The sequence below is a fragment of the Thiocapsa sp. genome (assembly GCF_018399035.1).
Classification (GTDB): domain Bacteria; phylum Pseudomonadota; class Gammaproteobacteria; order Chromatiales; family Chromatiaceae; genus Thiocapsa.
The window spans coordinates 2,794,169-2,812,332 of sequence record NZ_CP073760.1 but is presented as its reverse complement, the minus strand read 5'-3'; the positions used below and the strand labels follow the sequence as shown (position 1 = coordinate 2,812,332).

The window sequence follows — 18,164 nt, the reverse complement described above, 5'->3', positions numbered from 1 at the left end:
CAATCTGCCGCGGATTAGACCAGAATGGCGGGGGCGCGGCCATGTGGTCGCGGCGCTTCGGGATTCGGCACACCGCGACGGCGAGCACACCATGAATCTACATGAATACCAGGCGAAGCGGCTGTTCAGCGAGCACCGGATCCGCATCCCGGACGGCGTGACCGCGAGCACGGTGGAGGAGGCCGCGGCGGCCTGCGGCGTGCTCGGCGGGGAGCGCTGGGTCGTGAAGGCACAGGTCCATGCAGGCGGACGCGGCAAGGCCGGGGGCGTGGTCATGGCCGAGAGTCCGTCCGCGGTCGAGAGCGCCGCACGGCGTCTGCTCGGCACGCGTCTGGTGACGGGGCAGAGCGCGCCGGACGGCTTGCCGGTCGAGACGCTCCTGATCGAGCGGCCGATGGCGATCGCGCGCGAGCTCTATCTCGGTCTGCTCCTGGAGCGCGAGACCGAGCGTGTCCTCTTCGTTGCCTCGGAGGCCGGCGGGATGGATATCGAGCGCGTCGCGGCCGAGACGCCGGAGCGTTTGCTGCGGGTGCGCGTGCATCCGGCGGTCGGTCTGCAACCCTATCAGGTGCGCCGCTTGGGGTTCGGGCTCGGACTCGAGGCCGCTCAGATCAAGTCGCTCGGGCTGCTCATGGACGGGCTGTATCGCCTCTTCGTCGAGAAGGACGCGACGCTGGTCGAGGTCAATCCGCTGGTGGTGGATGATTGCGGCGAGCTGATCGCGTTGGACGCCAAGATCAACCTGGACGACAACGCGCTCTATCGCCACCCGGATCTGGAGGCGCTGCGCGACCCGGGTCAAGAGGACCCGCGCGAGCTTGCCGCGAAGCGGCATGAGCTCAGCTACATCAGCCTCAGCGGCAATATCGGGTGCATGGTCAACGGGGCCGGGCTCGCCATGGCGACCATGGACCTGGTGCAGCTGCATGGCGGCGCGCCGGCCAATTTCCTGGATGTCGGCGGCGGCGCCACGGCAGCGCGCGTCGCCGAGGCCTTCAAGCTGATCCTCTCCGACACCAACGTCCGCGCGGTGCTGGTGAACATCTTCGGCGGCATCGTGCGGTGCGACCTGATCGCCGAGGGCATCATCGCGGCGGTGCGCGAGGTGCAGGTCTCGGTCCCGGTGGTGGTGCGCCTGGAAGGCACCAATGCCGCGCAGGGTCTGGAGATGCTCGCACGCAGCGGGTTGGCGGTCGAGACGATGGCGGGCCTCGGCGAGGCGGCCCGGCGGGTCGTGGACGCGGCCGCCGGTCGAGCTGCCGTCGCCGGAGGGGTTTGAGATGAGCGTTCTCGTCGACAGCAGCACAGGGGTCATCTGCCAGGGTTTCACGGGCAAGCAGGGCACCTTCCACAGTGAGCAGGCGATCGCCTACGGCACCAACCTGGTTGGTGGCGTGACCCCCGGCAAGGGCGGGCAGCGCCATCTCGATCGGCCGGTCTTCGATACCGTACACCAGGCGGTCCGCGACACGGGCGCGGATGCGACCATGATCTACGTGCCCGCGGCCTATGCCGCGGATGCGATTCTGGAGGCGGCGGACGCCGGGATTCGGGTCATCGTCTGCATCACCGAGGGGATCCCGGTCCTGGACATGGTGCGGGTGAAGGCCGCGCTCGCGGGCAGCCCGGCGGTCCTGATCGGTCCCAACTGCCCCGGCATCATCACGCCCGGCGCCTGCAAGATCGGCATCATGCCGGGGAACATCCACGCGCCCGGCCGGGTCGGTATCGTCTCGCGCTCCGGGACCCTGACCTACGAGGCGGTCTGGCAAACGACCCAAGCGGGTCTGGGCCAGAGCACCTGCATCGGCATCGGCGGTGACCCGATCCAGGGTCTGGATTTCATCGCCTGTCTGGATCTCTTCGAGCAGGATCCGCAGACCGAGGCGATCATCATGGTCGGCGAGATCGGCGGCAGCGGCGAGGAGGAGGCCGCGGAGGTCATCCGCGAGCGAATCTCCAAGCCGCTGGTCGCCTACATTGCCGGGGTGACGGCGCCCGCCGGCAAGCGCATGGGGCATGCGGGTGCGATCGTCACCGGCGGACGTGGGACGGCCGAGGGCAAGTACGCGGCCCTCGAGCAGGCGGGTGCCGTGACCGTGCGCTCGCCTGCGCAGATGGGGAGTCGACTGGCGGAGCTTCTCGGCGGGTGATGGTGGCCGCCAGCCGCCAGCCGCCAGCCAAACCGAATCGCTCCCCGACACACCTTTCGCCAAGGTTGGCAGGTCTGAAAACCGAGAACCGGGAGCCGATAACCGATAACCGATAACCGGCCGCTGGCGGCCACACCAAGCTTCTCATCACCTTAAGAGGACCCCGCCGTGGGATGTCGTATCCGGGTCGCGCAGTTGAATCTCGTTGTCGGGGATGTCGTGGGCAACGCCGATCGGGTGATCGTCGAGGCGGCCGCCGCGCGTGCGGACGGGGTCGATCTGTTGGTCTTTCCCGAGCTGACCCTCACGGGTTATCCGCCGGAGGATCTCCTGCTGCGCCCCGAGCTGCTGCAGCGCGTCGAGTCGGCCTTGGAGCGGATCCGCGCCGAGTGTCGAGGGATCACACTGGTGCTGGGTTATCCGCTGCGGGCCGTCGGCGGTCTGTTCAATGTGGCCGGCGTGTTGCGCGACGGCGCGTTGATCGGCGAGTACGCGAAGCAGCATTTGCCCAACTACAGCGTCTTCGACGAGAAGCGCTATTTTCAGGCCGGCGCGACCCCCTTGGTGCTCGATCACCTGGGATTGAAGATCGGCCTGAGCGTTTGCGAGGACATCTGGCAGGAAGATCCGACACGGCAGGCGGTCGAGGCCGGGGCGCAGATCCTGATCAACATCAATGCCTCGCCCTTTCATGTCGGCAAGCGTGCGGAGCGCGAGGCGCTGGTCGCGCGTCGGGCGAGCGAGCACGGTATCCCGATCGTCTATGCAAACCTCGTCGGCGGGCAGGACGAGCTGGTCTTCGACGGTGCCTCCTTTGTCGCGGACGGTGCGGGTCGGATCCTGCATCGCGCGGCGGTCTTCGAGGAAGATCTGCTCACGTTCGACGTCGATGACGAGGGGCACCCGGTCTGCTCGTCGCCCGAGCGCAGCACGCAGGCGTTCGACGACGATGCGATGGAGGAGGAGGCGAGTGTCTACGGCGCCCTGGTGTTGGGTGTGCGAGACTATGTCCGCAAGAACGGTTTCAGTGGGGCGATACTCGGTCTCTCGGGAGGGGTCGACTCCGCCCTGACGCTTGCCGTCGCCGTGGATGCGCTGGGCGCCGACGCGGTCGAGGGCGTCTTGATGCCGTCGCGCTATACCTCGCAGATGAGCAATGCGGACGCCTTCGAGGAGGCCGAGGTGCTCGGCGTGAAGGCCCAGCTGATCTCGATCGAGCCGGCCTTCCGGTCCTTCCTGTCGATGCTCGAGCCGGCCTTCGAGGGTCTGGCCGCGGACGTGACCGAGGAGAACATCCAGGCGCGCTGCCGCGGTATCATCCTGATGGCGATCAGCAACAAGACCGGACGCATCCTGCTGACCACCGGAAACAAGAGCGAGATGGCGGTGGGCTACGCCACCCTCTACGGCGACATGGCCGGCGGTTTCGCGCCCATCAAGGACGTGCCCAAGCTCTTGGTGTACAGGCTGGCGCGCTATCGCAACCGGTGCTCCCCGGTGATTCCCGAGCGTGTGCTCACGCGTGCGCCATCCGCGGAGCTGCGGCCCGATCAGACCGATCAGGATAGCCTTCCTCCTTACGAGGTTTTGGATCCGATCCTGCGGCTCTATATCGAAGAGGACGAGGGTGTCGATGCAATCGTCGCGCGCGGGTATCCGGCCGAGATCGTACGGAGGATCACCCGCTTGGTCGATCGCAACGAATACAAGCGCCGCCAAGCCCCGCCCGGCGTGCGCATCTCCACCCGGGCGTTCGGCCGCGATCGCCGCTACCCGATCACGAGCGGATTTTAGGCTGCGTCTCGGGCGGCATGAATCGCCGTTCGGTGGGTTACGCGTCGACAGGTCAAGAGGTGTCGCAGCCGCGGTTTAACCCGTTCGCTGTTCAAGGGCATGCATGGAACTTATACTCAACGGCTTCGGTAGCCGGATCCCACAACGGAGAGCGTCATGAAGAAGGTTGAAGCCATCATTAAGCCATTTAAGCTGGACGACGTCCGCGAGGCGCTCTCCGCCGCGGGCATCACCGGCATGACCGCGATCGAGGTCAAGGGCTTCGGGCGCCAGAAAGGGCACACCGAGCTGTATCGGGGCGCCGAGTACGTCGTGGATTTTCTGCCCAAGGTCAAGATCGAGCTGGTGCTCACCGATGATCTGGTGGAGACCTGTATCAGTGCCATCACAACCGCCGCTCGGACCGGTAAGATCGGCGACGGCAAGATCTTCGTCTCGGATGTGACGCATGTGGTGCGTATCCGCACCGGGGAAGAGAACGAGGCCGCTGTCTAAGCCCTGATGTCTCGGTCGGGATGACAGTCCGGCCGTCGCCGATCGTGCTCCCGTAAAGCCGGCCTCCACCTCAGCCGGTCCGAGGAAAGGCAATCCAAAACGAAACGACCCGGCGCGACCTCCCGTCGCGCGCCGGGTCGTCCCGCCAGGCGTCAATTCTCGTCTAGGCTGAAGTAGTCCCAGAGCTTACGCGCGAGACTGACCTCGCCGGGTTCCGGCTCGTCGGGGATAAACCGACCGGCCTCTCGATTCAAGTCGAGAACCCGCTTCGCGTCTGCCGCCAGCTCGCGTTTGCCGAGCGCCGTGTAGGCGTCGATCAACACCTCGAGCGCGCTTTCGACGGCACTCGTGCGCTGAAAACGTTCGATCACGTAGTTTGCGCGGTTCGCTGCAGCGAGGTAGGCGCCGCGGCGCATGTAGTAGCGCGCCACGTTGACCTCGTGCTTGGCGAGATTGTTGCGCAGATAGAGCATGCGCTGCCGCGCATCCTCGGCATAGCGGCTGTCGGGAAAACGCTCGACCAAGACCGAGAAATCCACGAAGGCGTCGAGGGCCGAGCCCGGATCGCGTTGCGAGGCATCGGTCGGGACATACCGATCCAAAAACCCGACGCTGCGGTTGTAGTTGACCAGCCCTTTGAGATAGTAGGCATAGTCGACATACGGGTTTTGGGGGTAGAGCTTGATGAAGCGGTCCGCGGCGGCGATCGCGGCCTCCGGCTCGTCGGCGCGGTAATGCGTGTAGGCGACGTCGAGCTGCGACTGCATCGCATAACGCCCGAACGGATAACGTGCCTCCAGCTTCTCGTAATACTCGATCGCCCTGGCATAGTTGGCCGAGTCCAGCTCGGATGAAGCCTCGGCGTAAAGTCTGGCTGCGCTCCAGTTCTCGGTAAGATCGATCTCTTTGCCGAAGATGCCGCACCCGGCGAGCGCGACGGCGAGCACGAGCGCCGGCAGTCGTGTTAACGTTCTTCGCATGAATCAGAGATACCTGTTGATTTCCTCACGCAGTATACCCGAAGGCAACCGTCCTCGCGCGCGAGGATACACCCGTGGCGGATCGGTGAATCGTTCATGACGCACGCCACGCCGGACATCCCGCCGCCCGCCGCTTCGGGCCCGATGCGCATTCGACGCGAGATTCGGGTCGAGCCGCAGCTCGCGGCCCGCCGACTCGATCAGGTGTTGGCGGCCCTTATCCCCGAGCTCTCGCGCAGTCGGCTGCAGCTTTGGATCGAGTCCGGACAGGTGCGCGTGAACGGGGTGGCCCGGCGCTCGCGCGACAAGGTCTGGGGTGGTGAGCTGATCGAGCTGGACGCGCCGATCGAGCCGCTCGGCGATTGTCTCGCCCAAGCGATTCCGCTGAATCCGGTCTTCGAGGACGAGCAGATCCTCGTGCTCGACAAACCGGCCGGTCTGGTGGTGCATCCGGCGGCGGGGCATCGCGACGGGACCTTGCAGAACGCCCTGCTGAATCATGATCCCCGGCTGGCGAGCGTTCCCCGGGCCGGCATCGTGCATCGTCTGGACAAGGACACAACCGGGCTGCTCGTGGTGGCCAAGACGCTCGAGGCGCACCGTTCATTGGTCGAGCAGCTGCAGGCTCGGCAGGTCCACCGCGAGTATCGTGCCCTGGTCATCGGCGAGGTGGTCGCCGGCGGCCGCATCGAGGCACCGGTCGGACGTCATCCGACCCAGCGCACCCGCATGGCCGTGGTCGCCAACGGGCGGCCCGCGATCACCCGATTTCGGGTTTTGGAACGCTTCTCCGGTCACAGTCTGCTCGCCGTCGAGCTCGAGACCGGCCGGACGCACCAGATTCGCGTGCACATGGCCCATACGCAGCATCCGTTGGTCGGCGATCGTGCCTACGGCGGTCGGCCGCGACCGCCCAAGGGGGCATCCGCGGGTCTCATCGAGGCGCTCCAGAGCTTCCCGCGTCAGGCGCTGCACGCCTTGCGTCTGGGTTTGGAGCATCCGACGCTCGGGACGGCGATGAGCTGGGAGAGTCCGTTGCCGGCGGATCTCGCGGGGTTGCTCGAGCAGTTTCGCAGCGAGGCTTCCGGGTGAGCTCGATCCTTCCTCATCCGCCCGAACCGAGGATGATCAAACCCGAGATGATCGAGCCCGATTGGCCCGCACCGGCGCGCGTGCGGGCCTATTCCACCACACGCGACGGCGGCGTCGGCACCGGCGTCTATGCGGGCCTCAACCTGGGTGATCATGTCGGCGACACGCCCGAGGGGGTTGCCCGCAATCGCGCGATTCTGCGCGAGCACCTGCAACTGCCGAGCGACCCGCTTTGGCTCCGACAGGTGCATGGCTGCCGGCTCGCGGGCGAGGATTCGGCGATCCCGGGCGATGCACGCTCGTTCGGCGGCTGCGAGGCCGACGGGGCCGTGACGGGCACGGCCGGTGTGGTCTGTGTCGTCATGACGGCCGATTGTCTGCCGGTGCTTCTGTGCAACGATCGGGGAACCCGGGTGGCGGCGGTGCACGCCGGCTGGCGCGGTCTGGCCTCCGGTATCCTGGAGCGTGCGATCTCGGCCATGGGGGGGGTGTCCGGGCGGAGCCCGTCCGAGCCTATAGCGTCCGAGCGTATCCTGGTCTGGCTCGGCCCGGTGATCGGGCCGGATGCCTTCGAGGTCGGCCCCGAGGTGCGCGAGCGATTCCTCGAGACGGATCCGGAGTCGATCGGTGCATTCCGTGCCTCGCGCGACGGGCGCTTCCTGGCCGACCTCGCCGGTCTGGCACGCCGCCGGCTCGCCAGGCTCGGGGTGACAGAAGTCTATGGCGGCGGTTACTGTACCCATTCGGATCCACGACGTTTTTTTTCGTATCGGCGCGACGGCGTCACCGGGCGGATGGCGAGCCTGATCTGGCTCGACGGCGACGGCGACGCTGCAGCGGGAGGCGCACTTCATGCCTGACTGGAACATGTTGACCCTGGTCGGTGCCGACCGCCCGGGCATCGTCTCGCGCGTGACGCGAGCCCTCTACACCTGCGGATGCAACCTCGGCGAGGCGTCCATGATCCGCCTCGGCGGCAACTTCACCATCATGCTGATGGTGAGCGGCGAGCGCCCCTGCGAGGAGCTGATGGCCGCCGTGCGTCCGGTCGCCGAGGAGCTCGGTCTTCGGATCCATCTGGACCCGGTGCCGGGCGGGCTGCACCGGCACCTGGTCCCGAATCTACAGGTTCGGGTCTTCGGGGCCGACCGTGCAGGTATCGTCGCCGATGTGACGGAGATCCTTGCCGAGCACGGATTCAACATCCTCGAGCTCGAGTCCGATGTCGCGGGCGATGCGCAACAGCCGGTCTACATCATGAATATCCAAGGCTACTGCGAGCGAACCATCGAAGAGGTTCAAGCGGCGCTGTCTGCGCTGAGCACCCGAGGCGTCTCCGTGGATGTCGCCCCCGTCGATATTCTGATCGGCTGAGTCATGGCAATCCTCGATATCCTCAAGCTTCCGGACCCGCGCCTGAAGCAGGTCGCCGAGCCGGTCGAGCGTTTCGACGAGGACTTGCGCGGTTTCGTGGCTGACCTCGAAGAGACCCGCTTGGCCGGTCCGGCCGCCGTCGGCATTGCCGCCCCCCAGGTCGGGCGCTTTCAGCGTATCGTGATCGTGGATGTTTCGGGTCGTCCGAAGACACCCAATCACGGTTACTTGATCCTGGTGAATCCCGAGATTGTCCACTGGGAAGGTTACGCGATCGGGCGCGAGGGCTGTCTCTCGGTGCCGGATTACACCGGCAATGTCATCCGAGCAACCGGCATCCGCTTGAAGGCGCAGGATCTTGACGGCCGTGAGGCCGAGTACGCGATGGAGGGATACGAGGCGCGCGCGGTCCAGCATGAGATGGACCATCTCGACGGTCTGCTGTTCGTCGATCGGGTCGTGAGTCGTCGCACCGATCTGTACCGACGCAAGGTCTACCAGACCTAAACCGCGCCCGGTGCAGTATGCGTCATGGTTGGAGCGGCTTGACCGCGCCAGCTCCGACGACCGTCGGAGCGGGCGCGGTTTAATTGCGGATGACGCTGTGCCCATGAAGAGCTGCCGCGGCGGCCCCATCTATCCAGAATGTTCGGTAAGTTTTCTGCGGGCAATGCTCCGCTCGGCGTTGGATCGAGGTCTTTGCGGTTTGGACCAGAGAAACCCCGTCCAACCAACGTTGTCTCTCTGCAAAGAGATCGATTACGAGAACCGCCTATGAGATCGCGCATGTCCCGCCTTGCCTTCGCCGTCGCTGCCTTCCTGGCGGCGACGCTTGTCCTTGCAGCCCCTCGTCAGGTTCCCCTGTCGGAGCTGTTTCCGAGCCCTGCCCAGACCAAATCGGCAGTTGTGATCAACAAGGTTCTGGAGCGCTTTCACTACAGAAAGGTCACGCTCGACCAGGACTTTGCGCAAGAGGTCCTCGACAGCTATCTGAAGGCACTGGATCCGAGCCGTTCCTTCTTTCTGGCCCGCGATGTCGAGCGCTTCAAGGGCGGCGCCAAGCGCTTGGACGAAGGGCTGCGTCGCGGCGAGCTCGATCTGGCGTTCGATGTCTTTCGGGTCTATCGGATGCGGGTCGACGAGCGCGTCATCTATGCCGAAGGCCTTTTGAAGGGCTCCTTCGACTTTGATCGCGAGGAGACCTATAGGCTCGACTCGCCGGACGCGCCCTGGGCCAAGGACAGTGCCGAGCTGGACGACATCTGGCGCAAGCGCGTGAAGAACGATTTCCTGACCCTGCGTTTGGCCGACAAGACGGACGAGGAGATTCGCGAACGGCTGAGCGAGCGGTACCAAGGGTTGGTGCGTCGCACCCATCAGTTCGACGGCAACGACGTCTTCCAGACGTTCATGAACGCCTATACCCAGACGCTCGAGCCGCATACGAGCTACATGTCGCCCAGCACCTCCGAGAACTTCGACATCAGTATGAAGCTGTCGCTGGAGGGGATCGGTGCCGTCCTGCGCGCGGACAACGACTACACGGTCATTCAGAGCACGGTCCCGGGCGGTCCGGCCCGTGAGTCCGGTCAGGTCCAGACGGGCGACCGGATCGTCGGGGTTGCTCAGGGGCTCGACGGCGCGATCGAGGATGTCGTGGGATGGCGCCTCCAGGACGTCGTCGACAAGATTCGCGGACCCAAGGGCTCGGTCGTGAGGCTGCAGCTGCTGCCTAAATCCGCTGCAACCAACGGCGGCGTGCGCGAGGTCGCGATCGTACGCAACGAGATCAAGCTCGAGGATCAGGCCGCGAAAGGGTCGGTCCTGGACAGTCTGGGCAACGCGCCGGGAATGCGGATCGGCGTGATCGAGATTCCCGCCTTTTATCGAGACTTCCAAGCCGAGGGTTCGGGTGATCGAAACTTCCGCAGTACGACTCGGGACGTCCGTCAACTGATCGACGACTTGGTCCTGAAGGGCGTCGACGGCATCGTGATCGACCTGCGCGGCAACGGCGGTGGCTCCTTGGCCGAGGCGACCTCGCTCACCGGTCTCTTCATCGATACCGGTCCGGTCGTGCAGGTGAAGGACGCGTTCGGCAAGATCGAGGTGGAGTCGGATCCGGAGCCCGGCCTTGCCTACCGTGGCCCCTTGGCCGTGCTGGTGGATCGCGACAGTGCCTCCGCCTCCGAGATCTTTGCAGGCGCCATCCAGGACTACGGGCGCGGGCTGGTGATCGGCGAGCCCACCTTCGGGAAGGGGACCGTGCAGACCCTGATCGATCTGAACCGTTATGTCCCCGGGGAGCAGAACAATCTCGGCCGCCTGCGCCTGACGATGGCCGAGTTCTTCCGGATCAGCGGCGGGAGCACGCAGCTGCGTGGCGTCGAGCCCGATATTCGGTTCCCGACCGCCGAATTCATGGTCGAGCATGGCGAGCGATCACTCGACAACGCCCTGCCTTGGACGCGGATCCGGCCGGCCGAATACAAAAAAGTCGGCTCCGTCAGCGTCGAGCTCCTCGCGTTGCAGTCAGCGGAGCGCGTCTCCGGAGATGCCGGTTTTACGATGCTGGTGGAGCGAAGCAAGCTGATGCGCGATGTCGAGGCCCAAACCCACGTCTCGCTCCAAGAGCGCGCTCGGCGTAAGGAGGACGAGCTTCGCGGGAGCGTCTTCAAGGAGCAGCAGAACAGTTACCTCCGTGCCCGCGGAATCGCTCCGGTGGACGAGGATTCCGACGAGCAGGTCGACGAGGACCTGCTCGATGCCCAGCGCGAGGCCATCGCGCGCATTCAGGTGGAAGAGGCGGCCCGAATCCTCGCCGATGCCGTCTTGCTCGATCGCACCGAACGGCCGCGCGCGGTGATGCGTGACTGAATCGCGTCCCTTAAGGACCAGTCATTGAATCAGTCTCGAAAGGATCTTCAAGCGCGGGTCGAGCGTCTGCGCGCGGGCGGTGCGTCCGAGCGGCTCAGGGGCAATCGCATCGGCCTTGAGAAGGAGGGTTTGCGTGCGACGGCGGCCGGCCATCTCGCGATGTCGCCGCATCCGCGAGCGCTCGGCTCCGCCTTGATGCATCCCTACATCACGACCGATTTCTCCGAGGCGCTGCTCGAGCTCATCACGCCTCCGACCTCCAGCGTTGCGGAGGTCTTGGGATTCCTCGCCGATCTCCATGCCTATGTCTATCGTCATCTCGGCGACGAGCTGATCTGGGCGACCAGTATGCCCTGTGTACTCGATGGCGGTGCAGGTATCCCGCTGGCGCAATACGGGACCTCGAATGCAGCGACCATGAAGACGGTCTATCGGCGTGGGCTGGGCAACCGATACGGTCGCACCATGCAGGTGATCGCGGGTCTGCATTTCAACTTCTCGTTCGCCGACGACTTTTTGGACCTGTACCAGGCGATTCAGGGCGTGGAGGGCGATGCCCTGGACTTCCGCTCCGATGTGCAGATGGGGATGGTCCGCAACCTGCAGCGTGTCGGCTGGATCGTGCCCTATCTCTTCGGCGCATCTCCCGCGGTCTGTTCCAGCTTCATCCAGGGCCGCGAGACCGATCTGCAGGTCTTCGATCCACACACCCTCTATTACCCCTATGCCACCTCGCTGCGTATGGGCGACATCGGTTACCAGAATCAGCAGGAGCAAGGCACCGGGATGAAGGCGAGCTACGACAGCCTGGACTCCTACGTGCGCAGTCTCACCTGGGCGATCGAGACCCCTTGCCCACAATACGAGAAGATCGGCGTGAAGGTCGGCGAGCGTTACGAGCAGCTCAATGCCAACGTGCTGCAGATCGAGAACGAGTACTACAGCACGGTGCGTCCCAAGCAGATCACCGAGTGGATGGAGCGTCCGACGCTGGCGCTGCGCCGCCGCGGCGTGCGCTATGTCGAGCTGCGGTCGCCCGACATCAATATCTTCGAGCCCGTCGGGATCACGGCCGAACAGATTCGATTCCTCGAAACCCTGATGCTCTATTGCCTGATCCTGGACAGTCCCCGTATCGGCGCGCGGGAGCGGCGCGAGATCGACGAGAATCAGGTCCTGACCGCCCATCGTGGACGCGATCCCGGACTCGCGCTGTCCCGCCTCCGCGAGGGCGTTCCCTTGCGTGTCTGGGCGAGCGAAATCCTCGACGACATGATCGCGGTTGCCGAGCTCCTCGACGGGATGTCCGATGGTCCGTATGGGCAGAGTGTCGAGCGGCAACGCGAGAAGGTCGCGGACCCGGATGCCACCCCCTCGGCCCGCATCCTTGCGATGATGCGGGAGCGGCAGGAGGGCTTTTTCCACTTCGCTCGGCGTCTTACCGAGACCCATCGGGAGACCTTCAGTCAGCACCGCATCGATCCCGAGCGCGAAGCAGTGCTCGACCGGCTGGCCCGCGAGTCGGTCGCGCAGCAAGAGACCATCGAGGCCGCCGACGATCGCAGTTTCGATGGTTTTCTCGCGGACTATTTCAACTAAACCGCGTCCAGAGCGACATGCGTAGTTTTCATTGTTCGTTTAGCTTCGGAGATATCCTTGATCCCAGTGAGACGCGGTTTAGAATTTAGGTGATTTCCGGGAAAGCATCGACCAACATGTAGGGGCGACTTTAGTCGCCCGGTAAGTATTGGCAACACGCACGGCCGGGATGATCATTCCCGGAAATCGCCTTAAGATTTTGCCTCTTTATGCATTCCAGACAGTTCCCGACAGAGTCGAGGCGGGGAGCCTTGGAGAGCACTGGATGCAGCACGAGGCGGGCCGTGGGGGTAGAATACTGTCCCTTTCGAAGTGGCCAGGCAGTGCGCCCCATGTTGAACATCCAGAATCTCGTCGACGACGCCAAATGTTTCGAGACCGTCCGTGCCCTGCGTTGGCCCGAGGGGGTGCGCTGCGTGCACTGCGCCTCGGCCGAGATCAACAAGCAAGGTCGGGATCCGACGCAACCCGAGCGGCAGAAGTACCGCTGCAAGGACTGCGGGCGCTGGTTCGATGATTTGAGCGAGACGATTCTGGCCGGCCATCATCAGCCACTGCGAACCTGGGTGTTATGCCTGTATTTCATGGGCTTGAACCTGTCCAACCGGCAGATCGGCCAAGAACTGGGCCTTCACAAGGATGACGCCCAGCGCATGACGCAACAGTTGCGCGAGGGCATCGAGTCCAAGCAGTCCTTGCCCGTGCTCGACGGCGAGGTCGAGGCCGACGAGGTGTACGTGGTCGCCGGTCACAAAGGGAACCCCGAGGCGGTAAAAAAAAAGCGCGCAAAGGCCGTCGGCGCCGACTGAAGGGGGCGCGCGGTCGCGGCACCCTGGCCAAAGAGAAGCCACCGATTCTCGGCCTGATCCAGCGCGGCGGCGAGGTGGTGCTGCGGATGCTGGATAACGTCCAACAGAAGACCATCAAACCCATTATCCTCGCCTGCGTGGCCGAGGGGACGCGCTTCTACACCGATGAGTATGACATCTACGCCCGCTTGCCGGCATGGGGTTACGAGCACCACAGCGTCTGCCACAGCCGCGGAGAGTACGCCCGCGACGAGGACGGTGATGGCTTCCATGAGGTCCACGTCAACACCATCGAGGGCGTCTGGTCGTTGCTGCGCTCCTGGCTGCGCCCTCACCGCGGGATCTCTCAGGAACACCTCCCGATGTACCTGAGCTTTTTTCAGTTCGTCCACAACAGTCGTGCGCGCGGGAAGGGGCTCCTCCCGGCGCTCTTGGCAGCGCTGATTGTCTAGCTGTCTGGAATGCAGATTGAGCCAAGATTTTTAATACTTTAAACCGCGCCGGATCCGGCAGTCGTCGGAGCCGGCGCGGCCGATCCACTCCAACAAATGACGCATACCGCACCGGGCGCGGTTTAGGGTCGAGCCACCGATATCGGCCCGGGTCCGGCCGTCGATCGCGTCGAGCTGCATGCAGGGGTTTGAAATGAACCTGGCGCGAGGACGTTCGGGTCATCACCCGAACAAGGCCGTCGCAACGGCGAAGACCCCGTTGCCGGGGTCTTCGGGTCATGCGCGAGGCGCCTCTTCGAGGTGATCGCCTCGGGGAGCCGGATCTTTATTGTGCAGTCGCGGCGGGTGCCGGCGCAGCGGCTTGTTGCTCGGGTGCCTGGACCTTAGGCGCGCAGTCCCGATTCGACATCATCGCCGGATGCATGTGCGGTGCATAACCGGCCATGTGGGTGCGCTCCATGGCACGCGGATGTTGCGCGCGACGCTGCTCGCTCTCTGCTTTGAAGGCGGCGCGACGCTCCTGAATCCCCTGCTGAACCTTGGCGCGATGGGCATCCATCTCATCCATGCGCGTCTTCACGAATTCAGGCATCGCCGGGATCTGACCGAATTCGGGCATGGCCGGCATTTCGGGCATCGCCGGGATCTGACCGAATTCGGGCATGGCCGGCATTTCGGGCATCGCCGGGATCTGACCGAATTCGGGCATCGCAGGCATCTCGGGCATTGCAGGGTACTGGGCGAATTCCGGCACCGGCGGCATCTCCGGGAAGCCCGAGTCGATGCCGGAAGGCATCCGAGCGAAATTGGCCGCGCGCTGCTCCATCATCTGCCGATGCGCCTCCATCGCCTGCTCGATGGCCTTGTTCTGCTGCTCGGTCATGGCCTGGTGTTGCGCGGAGATGGTCTGCATCTGCTGTTCGGCCATCTCGGGCGTCATGACCGGTGCGACGGGGGCGTTGTACCAGGCACCGGCGGATGATGCGGCGGCGGCAAGGGCAATGAGCGAGGCTGCTTGAACGAGATTGGACATGGAACACACCTTTACGATTTGAAAATGATGGGCTTTGGTCTTCTTTCGAGTCGTCCCCGTCGATCGGGGAGCCGCTTCCGCTTGGCACGGAGGTCGAGCGGGACTCGCGGGTCTTTATTCGGAACGGACGTGCCGACAGGTCGGGATCGCGCCATCCTGGCTCCAGGGTGCCCGCGCTATGACGCAGGTATCGGCAGCACGCTGATAATTGTCGTTGCCCTTCGATCGCCGTCCTGATTAGGGCATCAGTATATAAGAATTTTCTAACATATCAACCCAAAGTTACGCCCGCGCCGCACCGCACCGCACCCGTCATTGCAACTTAAACCGCGCCCAGTGCGGTATGCGATGTTATTGGATGGGATCGGCCCCGGCGGATTTCAGAACCGCTGGAGCCGGCGCGGTTTAAAGTATTAAAAAATATAAAATTTTAAACCGCGTCCCCCGCTAAGGGTCGTGGATTCACCAAACTTCGAGCTCACTCGAAAGTCAGCATCTCGCTCTGGACGCGGTTTAAATCAATGATTCTCTTAGTGTCCTGAACCGCGTCGACTGTGAGGGCTCTTGATCGTCAGGATGCCGAATCCACCTGCGAGCTTGCATGTCATTCCGGACGCGGTTCAGCTTTAGAAGAGCCGATTCAGCCCGTTGAGCGCCGCGACCCGATAGGCCTCCGCCATCGTGGGATAGTTGAAGGTGGTCTCGGTGAAGTACCGGATGCTGTTCGCCTCGCCGCGCTGGGACATGATCGCCTGACCGATATGCACGATCTCGGCGGCTTGCTCGCCGAAGCAGTGAATTCCCAGGATCTCCAAGGTCTCGCGGTGGAAGAGGAGCTTGAGCATGCCGACCGTGTGCCCGGTGATCTGGGCGCGGGCGATACTCTTGAAATCCGCCTGGGCCACCTCGTAGGGGATCTGCAGTGCGGTGAGCTCGCGCTCGGTTCGCCCCACGGAGCTGATCTCCGGGACTGTATAGATTCCGGTCGGGAATTCCTCGATCAGCGACCAGTCGCAGGCGCCGTCGGCGATGTGTGCACCGACGAATCGCCCCTGATCGTAGCTCGCACTGGCCAGCGCGGGCTGCCCGACCACGTCGCCGACGGCGTAGATGTGCGGCAAGGCGGTCTGGTAGCTCTTGTTGACCTCGAGCTGGCCGCGCTGATTGGGTATCAGCCCGATGGTCTCGAGACCCAGGTCGTGGGTGTTGCCGGTGCGCCCGTTGGCCCAGAGCAGGATGTCCGTCTTGAACTTCTTGCCTGACTTGCAGTGCAGGACCACCCCGTCGTCGCCGGCCTCGGTACGCTCGTAGGTCTCGTTGTGTCGAATCACCACGCCCTGCTGGCGCAGATGATAGCCGAGCGCGTCCGTGATCTCGTCGTCGAGAAAGGACAGAAGACGGTCGCGTGAATCGACCAGGTTTACCTTCACATCGAGCGCGCCCATGATCGAGGCGTACTCGCAACCGATGACCCCTGCACCATAGATGGTCATGGACCGCGGCGTGTGCTTCAGTCCGAGCACCGTGTCGCTGTCGCGGATGCGCGGGTGGGTGAAATCCACATCCGGCGGCCGATAGGGGCGCGAGCCCGTGGCGATGACGATGTGCTGTGCGCGCAGCTCTTCCGTGACGCCACCCGGACGTTGGACCTCGATCCGATCCTCGCCCAGGAAGCGCGCGCGCCCGAAGACGACCTCGACCCGATTGCGCTGGTAATAGCGATACCGGGTGCGGACCTGCTCGTTGATGACGCCGTCCGCGGCGCGCAGAAGGTCGGGGAACTCCGCTTCGATCTGATGCTGGGTGTGCTGGAACAGCGGGTTGTGCCGATAGTCCGCAAGCATCTGGATCGAGTGGCGCAGTGCCTTGCTGGGGATGGTACCCCAATGGGTGCAGCCTCCGCCGACCGCATTGTGGGCCTCGATCACGGCGATCCGATGCCCGGCCTTCGCGAGCTTCATCGCTGCGCCTTCCCCGGCGGGTCCGGTCCCGATGACGATGCTGTCGAATTCTCGTGTGGTCATCGCGACGGACTCCGCTTGGGGTTCAAAAGGGCACTCAGGTAAAAGAAGCACGGAATGGGCCATCTTGATATACAGATGGCCGCGCCCGGGCTGATCGCAGCTGTAGGGTTAGCGGTCGAGACGGTTTTCCAGAGCACCGGACAGGACGAGTCCGGCAAGGACGAATCCGAGGAAGAGATAAAAGCCGGGCTCCAAGGAGGTGCCGTTGGTGGTCAAGACGGCGACCGCATCGCTCGCGCCCCGAAGGCTGCCGAGCTGATTGGCGACCAGTGCATCGAAGCCGATGTAGGCCATAAAGATGGCGACGACCATGACATCGGCCATCGACCACTTGCCGGATTTGAGCGCGAAGAATCGCACCGTCCCCGATCCGCGCGAGCCGTTCCAGTCGTCGTAAAACGCATAGGTCGCCAAGAGCTTGAGCGCGGGAAAGACGACGCTGAAGAGGGTCAGAAGAACGGCCACCAGGAGCATGTCGGCCTGGCCGGACTCGAACAGGATCCGCATCACGTCGAGGATGCTCTTGGTCTGGAAATAGAGCACCTGATCCGTAAAGACGACCGGCTCGCCGAGGAGCTGAAAGGTGAGGGCGGTGATGCGTGCATCGACCTCGATCATGGGCGTGGCGAGTCCGCCGAGGAGCAGGAGGAAGGTCGCGCCGACGAGTGCAAACAGCAGGACGGGGGCGAGCCGATCAGTCGTCCCGCCCGACGCTTGCCCCCGCGGTGCACCGCCGACGAGCGAGACCATGAAGACCAAGGCCGTCAGCCCGATCACGGCCCCGAGCTGTTGCTGGATCCGCGGCTGGACCGCACCGATCTCGGTCTCGATCAGGCGCGAGCAGGCATCGACATCCGCACAGCCATAACGCACCAAGACGGCCTCCAACGGGCGTCGATCGGTCCCCGCGCCGCTCGAGGCCACCGCATCGCGAAGCAGCACCTGCAACCGCGCCTTGATCTGCTCCTTCACTCCGGGCACGGAAAGTTGCTCGACGAAGGCATCGGCATACTCGGGCACCCGATCGCGCAGACGCGCGACATCCAGCAGCAGATCCTGCAAACCCTGCTGCAGTGCGCCCTGGAGCTGGTCGAGCCAGCTTCCCCCCGGGTCCGGACGCCGCTGAGCGAGATTGCGCTCGATCTCGCGGATCAGGGTGTCCAGCAACTGGGTCACGGCCTGCGTCACCTGTGCCCGACTGGCCTCGGTGAGATCCAGCTCGTCGACCCGTTTTTCCAGGATCTGCCTGATCCGCGCGACCCAGAGGTCGGCATCCAGCAGCCCGTAGCGAACATGGTGGATCTCGGCGAGATCCGTCTTCAGGACCTTCACGCGGTTCAGATCGCCGATCAGGCCGACCATCAACCAGCCGGCGCCGATCAGCAGCGCGACGGCGAGGACCTGTCGAACAAGGCGCCCGGTCTGCATCAGCCCACCGCCGCCAGACGCGGACGTTGCGTCTCGGTCTGCGCCGTCGGTAGC

The 18,164-nt window shown here is 64.3% G+C and carries 16 protein-coding genes; 12 read left to right on the top strand and 4 right to left on the bottom strand.

All coding sequences use genetic code 11. From position 1 onward, the window contains the following. The first annotated feature begins 91 nt into the window (after nt 1–91). From sucC to KFB96_RS12680, 4 genes are all read left to right on the top strand, one after another. Nucleotides 92–1,279 carry an ADP-forming succinate--CoA ligase subunit beta gene (sucC, locus tag KFB96_RS12695; protein ID WP_213458084.1) on the top strand — a complete coding sequence of 396 codons (1,188 nt, stop codon included), beginning with the start codon at nt 92–94 and terminating at the stop codon, nt 1,277–1,279. Between the two features lies 1 nt (nt 1,280). Beyond that, entirely contained in the window at nt 1,281–2,153 is an 873-nt protein-coding gene (gene sucD, locus KFB96_RS12690; RefSeq protein WP_213458085.1) for a succinate--CoA ligase subunit alpha, read from the top strand. A 168-nt stretch (nt 2,154–2,321) separates the two neighbouring features. Next, entirely contained in the window at nt 2,322–3,947 is a 1,626-nt protein-coding gene (locus KFB96_RS12685; protein ID WP_213458086.1) for an NAD+ synthase, read from the top strand. A gap of 156 nt (nt 3,948–4,103) precedes the next feature. After that, entirely contained in the window at nt 4,104–4,442 is a 339-nt protein-coding gene (locus KFB96_RS12680; RefSeq protein WP_093032757.1) for a P-II family nitrogen regulator, read from the top strand. A gap of 152 nt (nt 4,443–4,594) precedes the next feature. Here KFB96_RS12680 and KFB96_RS12675 read toward each other — a convergent pair whose 3' ends face one another. Continuing rightward, nucleotides 4,595–5,422: an outer membrane protein assembly factor BamD gene (locus tag KFB96_RS12675; RefSeq protein ID WP_213458087.1), complete on the bottom strand. Its 828-nt coding sequence runs from the start codon at nt 5,420–5,422 to the stop codon at nt 4,595–4,597. Between the two features lie 144 nt (nt 5,423–5,566). Between KFB96_RS12675 and rluD the strand changes: the two genes are divergently transcribed. From rluD to KFB96_RS26770, 8 genes are all read left to right on the top strand, one after another. Beyond that, nucleotides 5,567–6,514, top strand: coding sequence for a 23S rRNA pseudouridine(1911/1915/1917) synthase RluD (rluD, locus tag KFB96_RS12670; protein ID WP_213465285.1), 948 nt, complete (start codon nt 5,567–5,569; stop codon nt 6,512–6,514). A 32-nt stretch (nt 6,515–6,546) separates the two neighbouring features. Further along, the gene (gene pgeF / locus KFB96_RS12665) at nt 6,547–7,374 is read left to right on the top strand and encodes a peptidoglycan editing factor PgeF (protein ID WP_213458089.1); all 828 of its coding nucleotides are present in this window, start codon (nt 6,547–6,549) and stop codon (nt 7,372–7,374) included. Then, nucleotides 7,367–7,888: an ACT domain-containing protein gene (locus KFB96_RS12660; protein ID WP_213458090.1), complete on the top strand. Its 522-nt coding sequence runs from the start codon at nt 7,367–7,369 to the stop codon at nt 7,886–7,888. Before pgeF ends, KFB96_RS12660 begins: the two co-directional genes overlap by 8 nt. 3 nt (nt 7,889–7,891) lie before the next feature. After that, nucleotides 7,892–8,395: a peptide deformylase gene (gene def, locus KFB96_RS12655; protein WP_213458091.1), complete on the top strand. Its 504-nt coding sequence runs from the start codon at nt 7,892–7,894 to the stop codon at nt 8,393–8,395. Nucleotides 8,396–8,662: 267 nt separating this feature from the next. Next, the gene (locus KFB96_RS12650) at nt 8,663–10,765 is read left to right on the top strand and encodes a carboxy terminal-processing peptidase (RefSeq protein ID WP_213458092.1); all 2,103 of its coding nucleotides are present in this window, start codon (nt 8,663–8,665) and stop codon (nt 10,763–10,765) included. A 24-nt stretch (nt 10,766–10,789) separates the two neighbouring features. Further along, nucleotides 10,790–12,364, top strand: a complete 1,575-nt coding sequence (gene gshA / locus KFB96_RS12645) for a glutamate--cysteine ligase (RefSeq protein WP_213458093.1) — start codon at nt 10,790–10,792, stop codon at nt 12,362–12,364. Nucleotides 12,365–12,696: 332 nt separating this feature from the next. Beyond that, the gene (locus tag KFB96_RS26775; RefSeq protein ID WP_300971166.1) at nt 12,697–13,173 is read left to right on the top strand and encodes an IS1595 family transposase; all 477 of its coding nucleotides are present in this window, start codon (nt 12,697–12,699) and stop codon (nt 13,171–13,173) included. Beyond that, nucleotides 13,170–13,625, top strand: coding sequence for an IS1595 family transposase (locus KFB96_RS26770; protein ID WP_300971709.1), 456 nt, complete (start codon nt 13,170–13,172; stop codon nt 13,623–13,625). Before KFB96_RS26775 ends, KFB96_RS26770 begins: the two co-directional genes overlap by 4 nt. A gap of 325 nt (nt 13,626–13,950) precedes the next feature. Here the strand turns inward: KFB96_RS26770 and KFB96_RS12635 are convergent, their stop codons facing one another. The 3 genes from KFB96_RS12635 to KFB96_RS12625 form a co-directional block, all read right to left on the bottom strand. Then, on the bottom strand, nt 13,951–14,658 hold the full coding sequence (locus tag KFB96_RS12635) for a hypothetical protein (protein WP_213458094.1): 708 nt from the start codon (nt 14,656–14,658) through the stop codon (nt 13,951–13,953). A gap of 626 nt (nt 14,659–15,284) precedes the next feature. Continuing rightward, nucleotides 15,285–16,682 carry a Si-specific NAD(P)(+) transhydrogenase gene (gene sthA, locus KFB96_RS12630; protein WP_213458095.1) on the bottom strand — a complete coding sequence of 466 codons (1,398 nt, stop codon included), beginning with the start codon at nt 16,680–16,682 and terminating at the stop codon, nt 15,285–15,287. A 108-nt stretch (nt 16,683–16,790) separates the two neighbouring features. Further along, entirely contained in the window at nt 16,791–18,110 is a 1,320-nt protein-coding gene (locus KFB96_RS12625) for a paraquat-inducible protein A (protein ID WP_213458096.1), read from the bottom strand. Nucleotides 18,111–18,164 lie beyond the last annotated feature (54 nt).

Bases quoted from the DNA above. Each gene is read 5' to 3' on its own strand.
- sucD (WP_213458085.1), top strand. From the start codon at position 1,281: ATGAGCGTTCTCGTCGACAGCAGCACAGGGGTCATCTGCCAGGGTTTC.
- KFB96_RS12650 (WP_213458092.1), top strand. From the start codon at position 8,663: ATGAGATCGCGCATGTCCCGCCTTGCCTTCGCCGTCGCTGCCTTCCTG.
- sthA (WP_213458095.1), bottom strand. From the start codon at position 16,682: ATGACCACACGAGAATTCGACAGCATCGTCATCGGGACCGGACCCGCC.
- pgeF (WP_213458089.1), top strand. From the start codon at position 6,547: ATGATCAAACCCGAGATGATCGAGCCCGATTGGCCCGCACCGGCGCGC.
- KFB96_RS26775 (WP_300971166.1), top strand. From the start codon at position 12,697: ATGTTGAACATCCAGAATCTCGTCGACGACGCCAAATGTTTCGAGACC.
- KFB96_RS12675 (WP_213458087.1), bottom strand. From the start codon at position 5,422: ATGCGAAGAACGTTAACACGACTGCCGGCGCTCGTGCTCGCCGTCGCG.
- KFB96_RS12625 (WP_213458096.1), bottom strand. From the start codon at position 18,110: ATGCAGACCGGGCGCCTTGTTCGACAGGTCCTCGCCGTCGCGCTGCTG.
- KFB96_RS12635 (WP_213458094.1), bottom strand. From the start codon at position 14,658: ATGTCCAATCTCGTTCAAGCAGCCTCGCTCATTGCCCTTGCCGCCGCC.
- sucC (WP_213458084.1), top strand. From the start codon at position 92: ATGAATCTACATGAATACCAGGCGAAGCGGCTGTTCAGCGAGCACCGG.
- KFB96_RS12680 (WP_093032757.1), top strand. From the start codon at position 4,104: ATGAAGAAGGTTGAAGCCATCATTAAGCCATTTAAGCTGGACGACGTC.
- KFB96_RS12660 (WP_213458090.1), top strand. From the start codon at position 7,367: ATGCCTGACTGGAACATGTTGACCCTGGTCGGTGCCGACCGCCCGGGC.
- rluD (WP_213465285.1), top strand. From the start codon at position 5,567: ATGCGCATTCGACGCGAGATTCGGGTCGAGCCGCAGCTCGCGGCCCGC.
- def (WP_213458091.1), top strand. From the start codon at position 7,892: ATGGCAATCCTCGATATCCTCAAGCTTCCGGACCCGCGCCTGAAGCAG.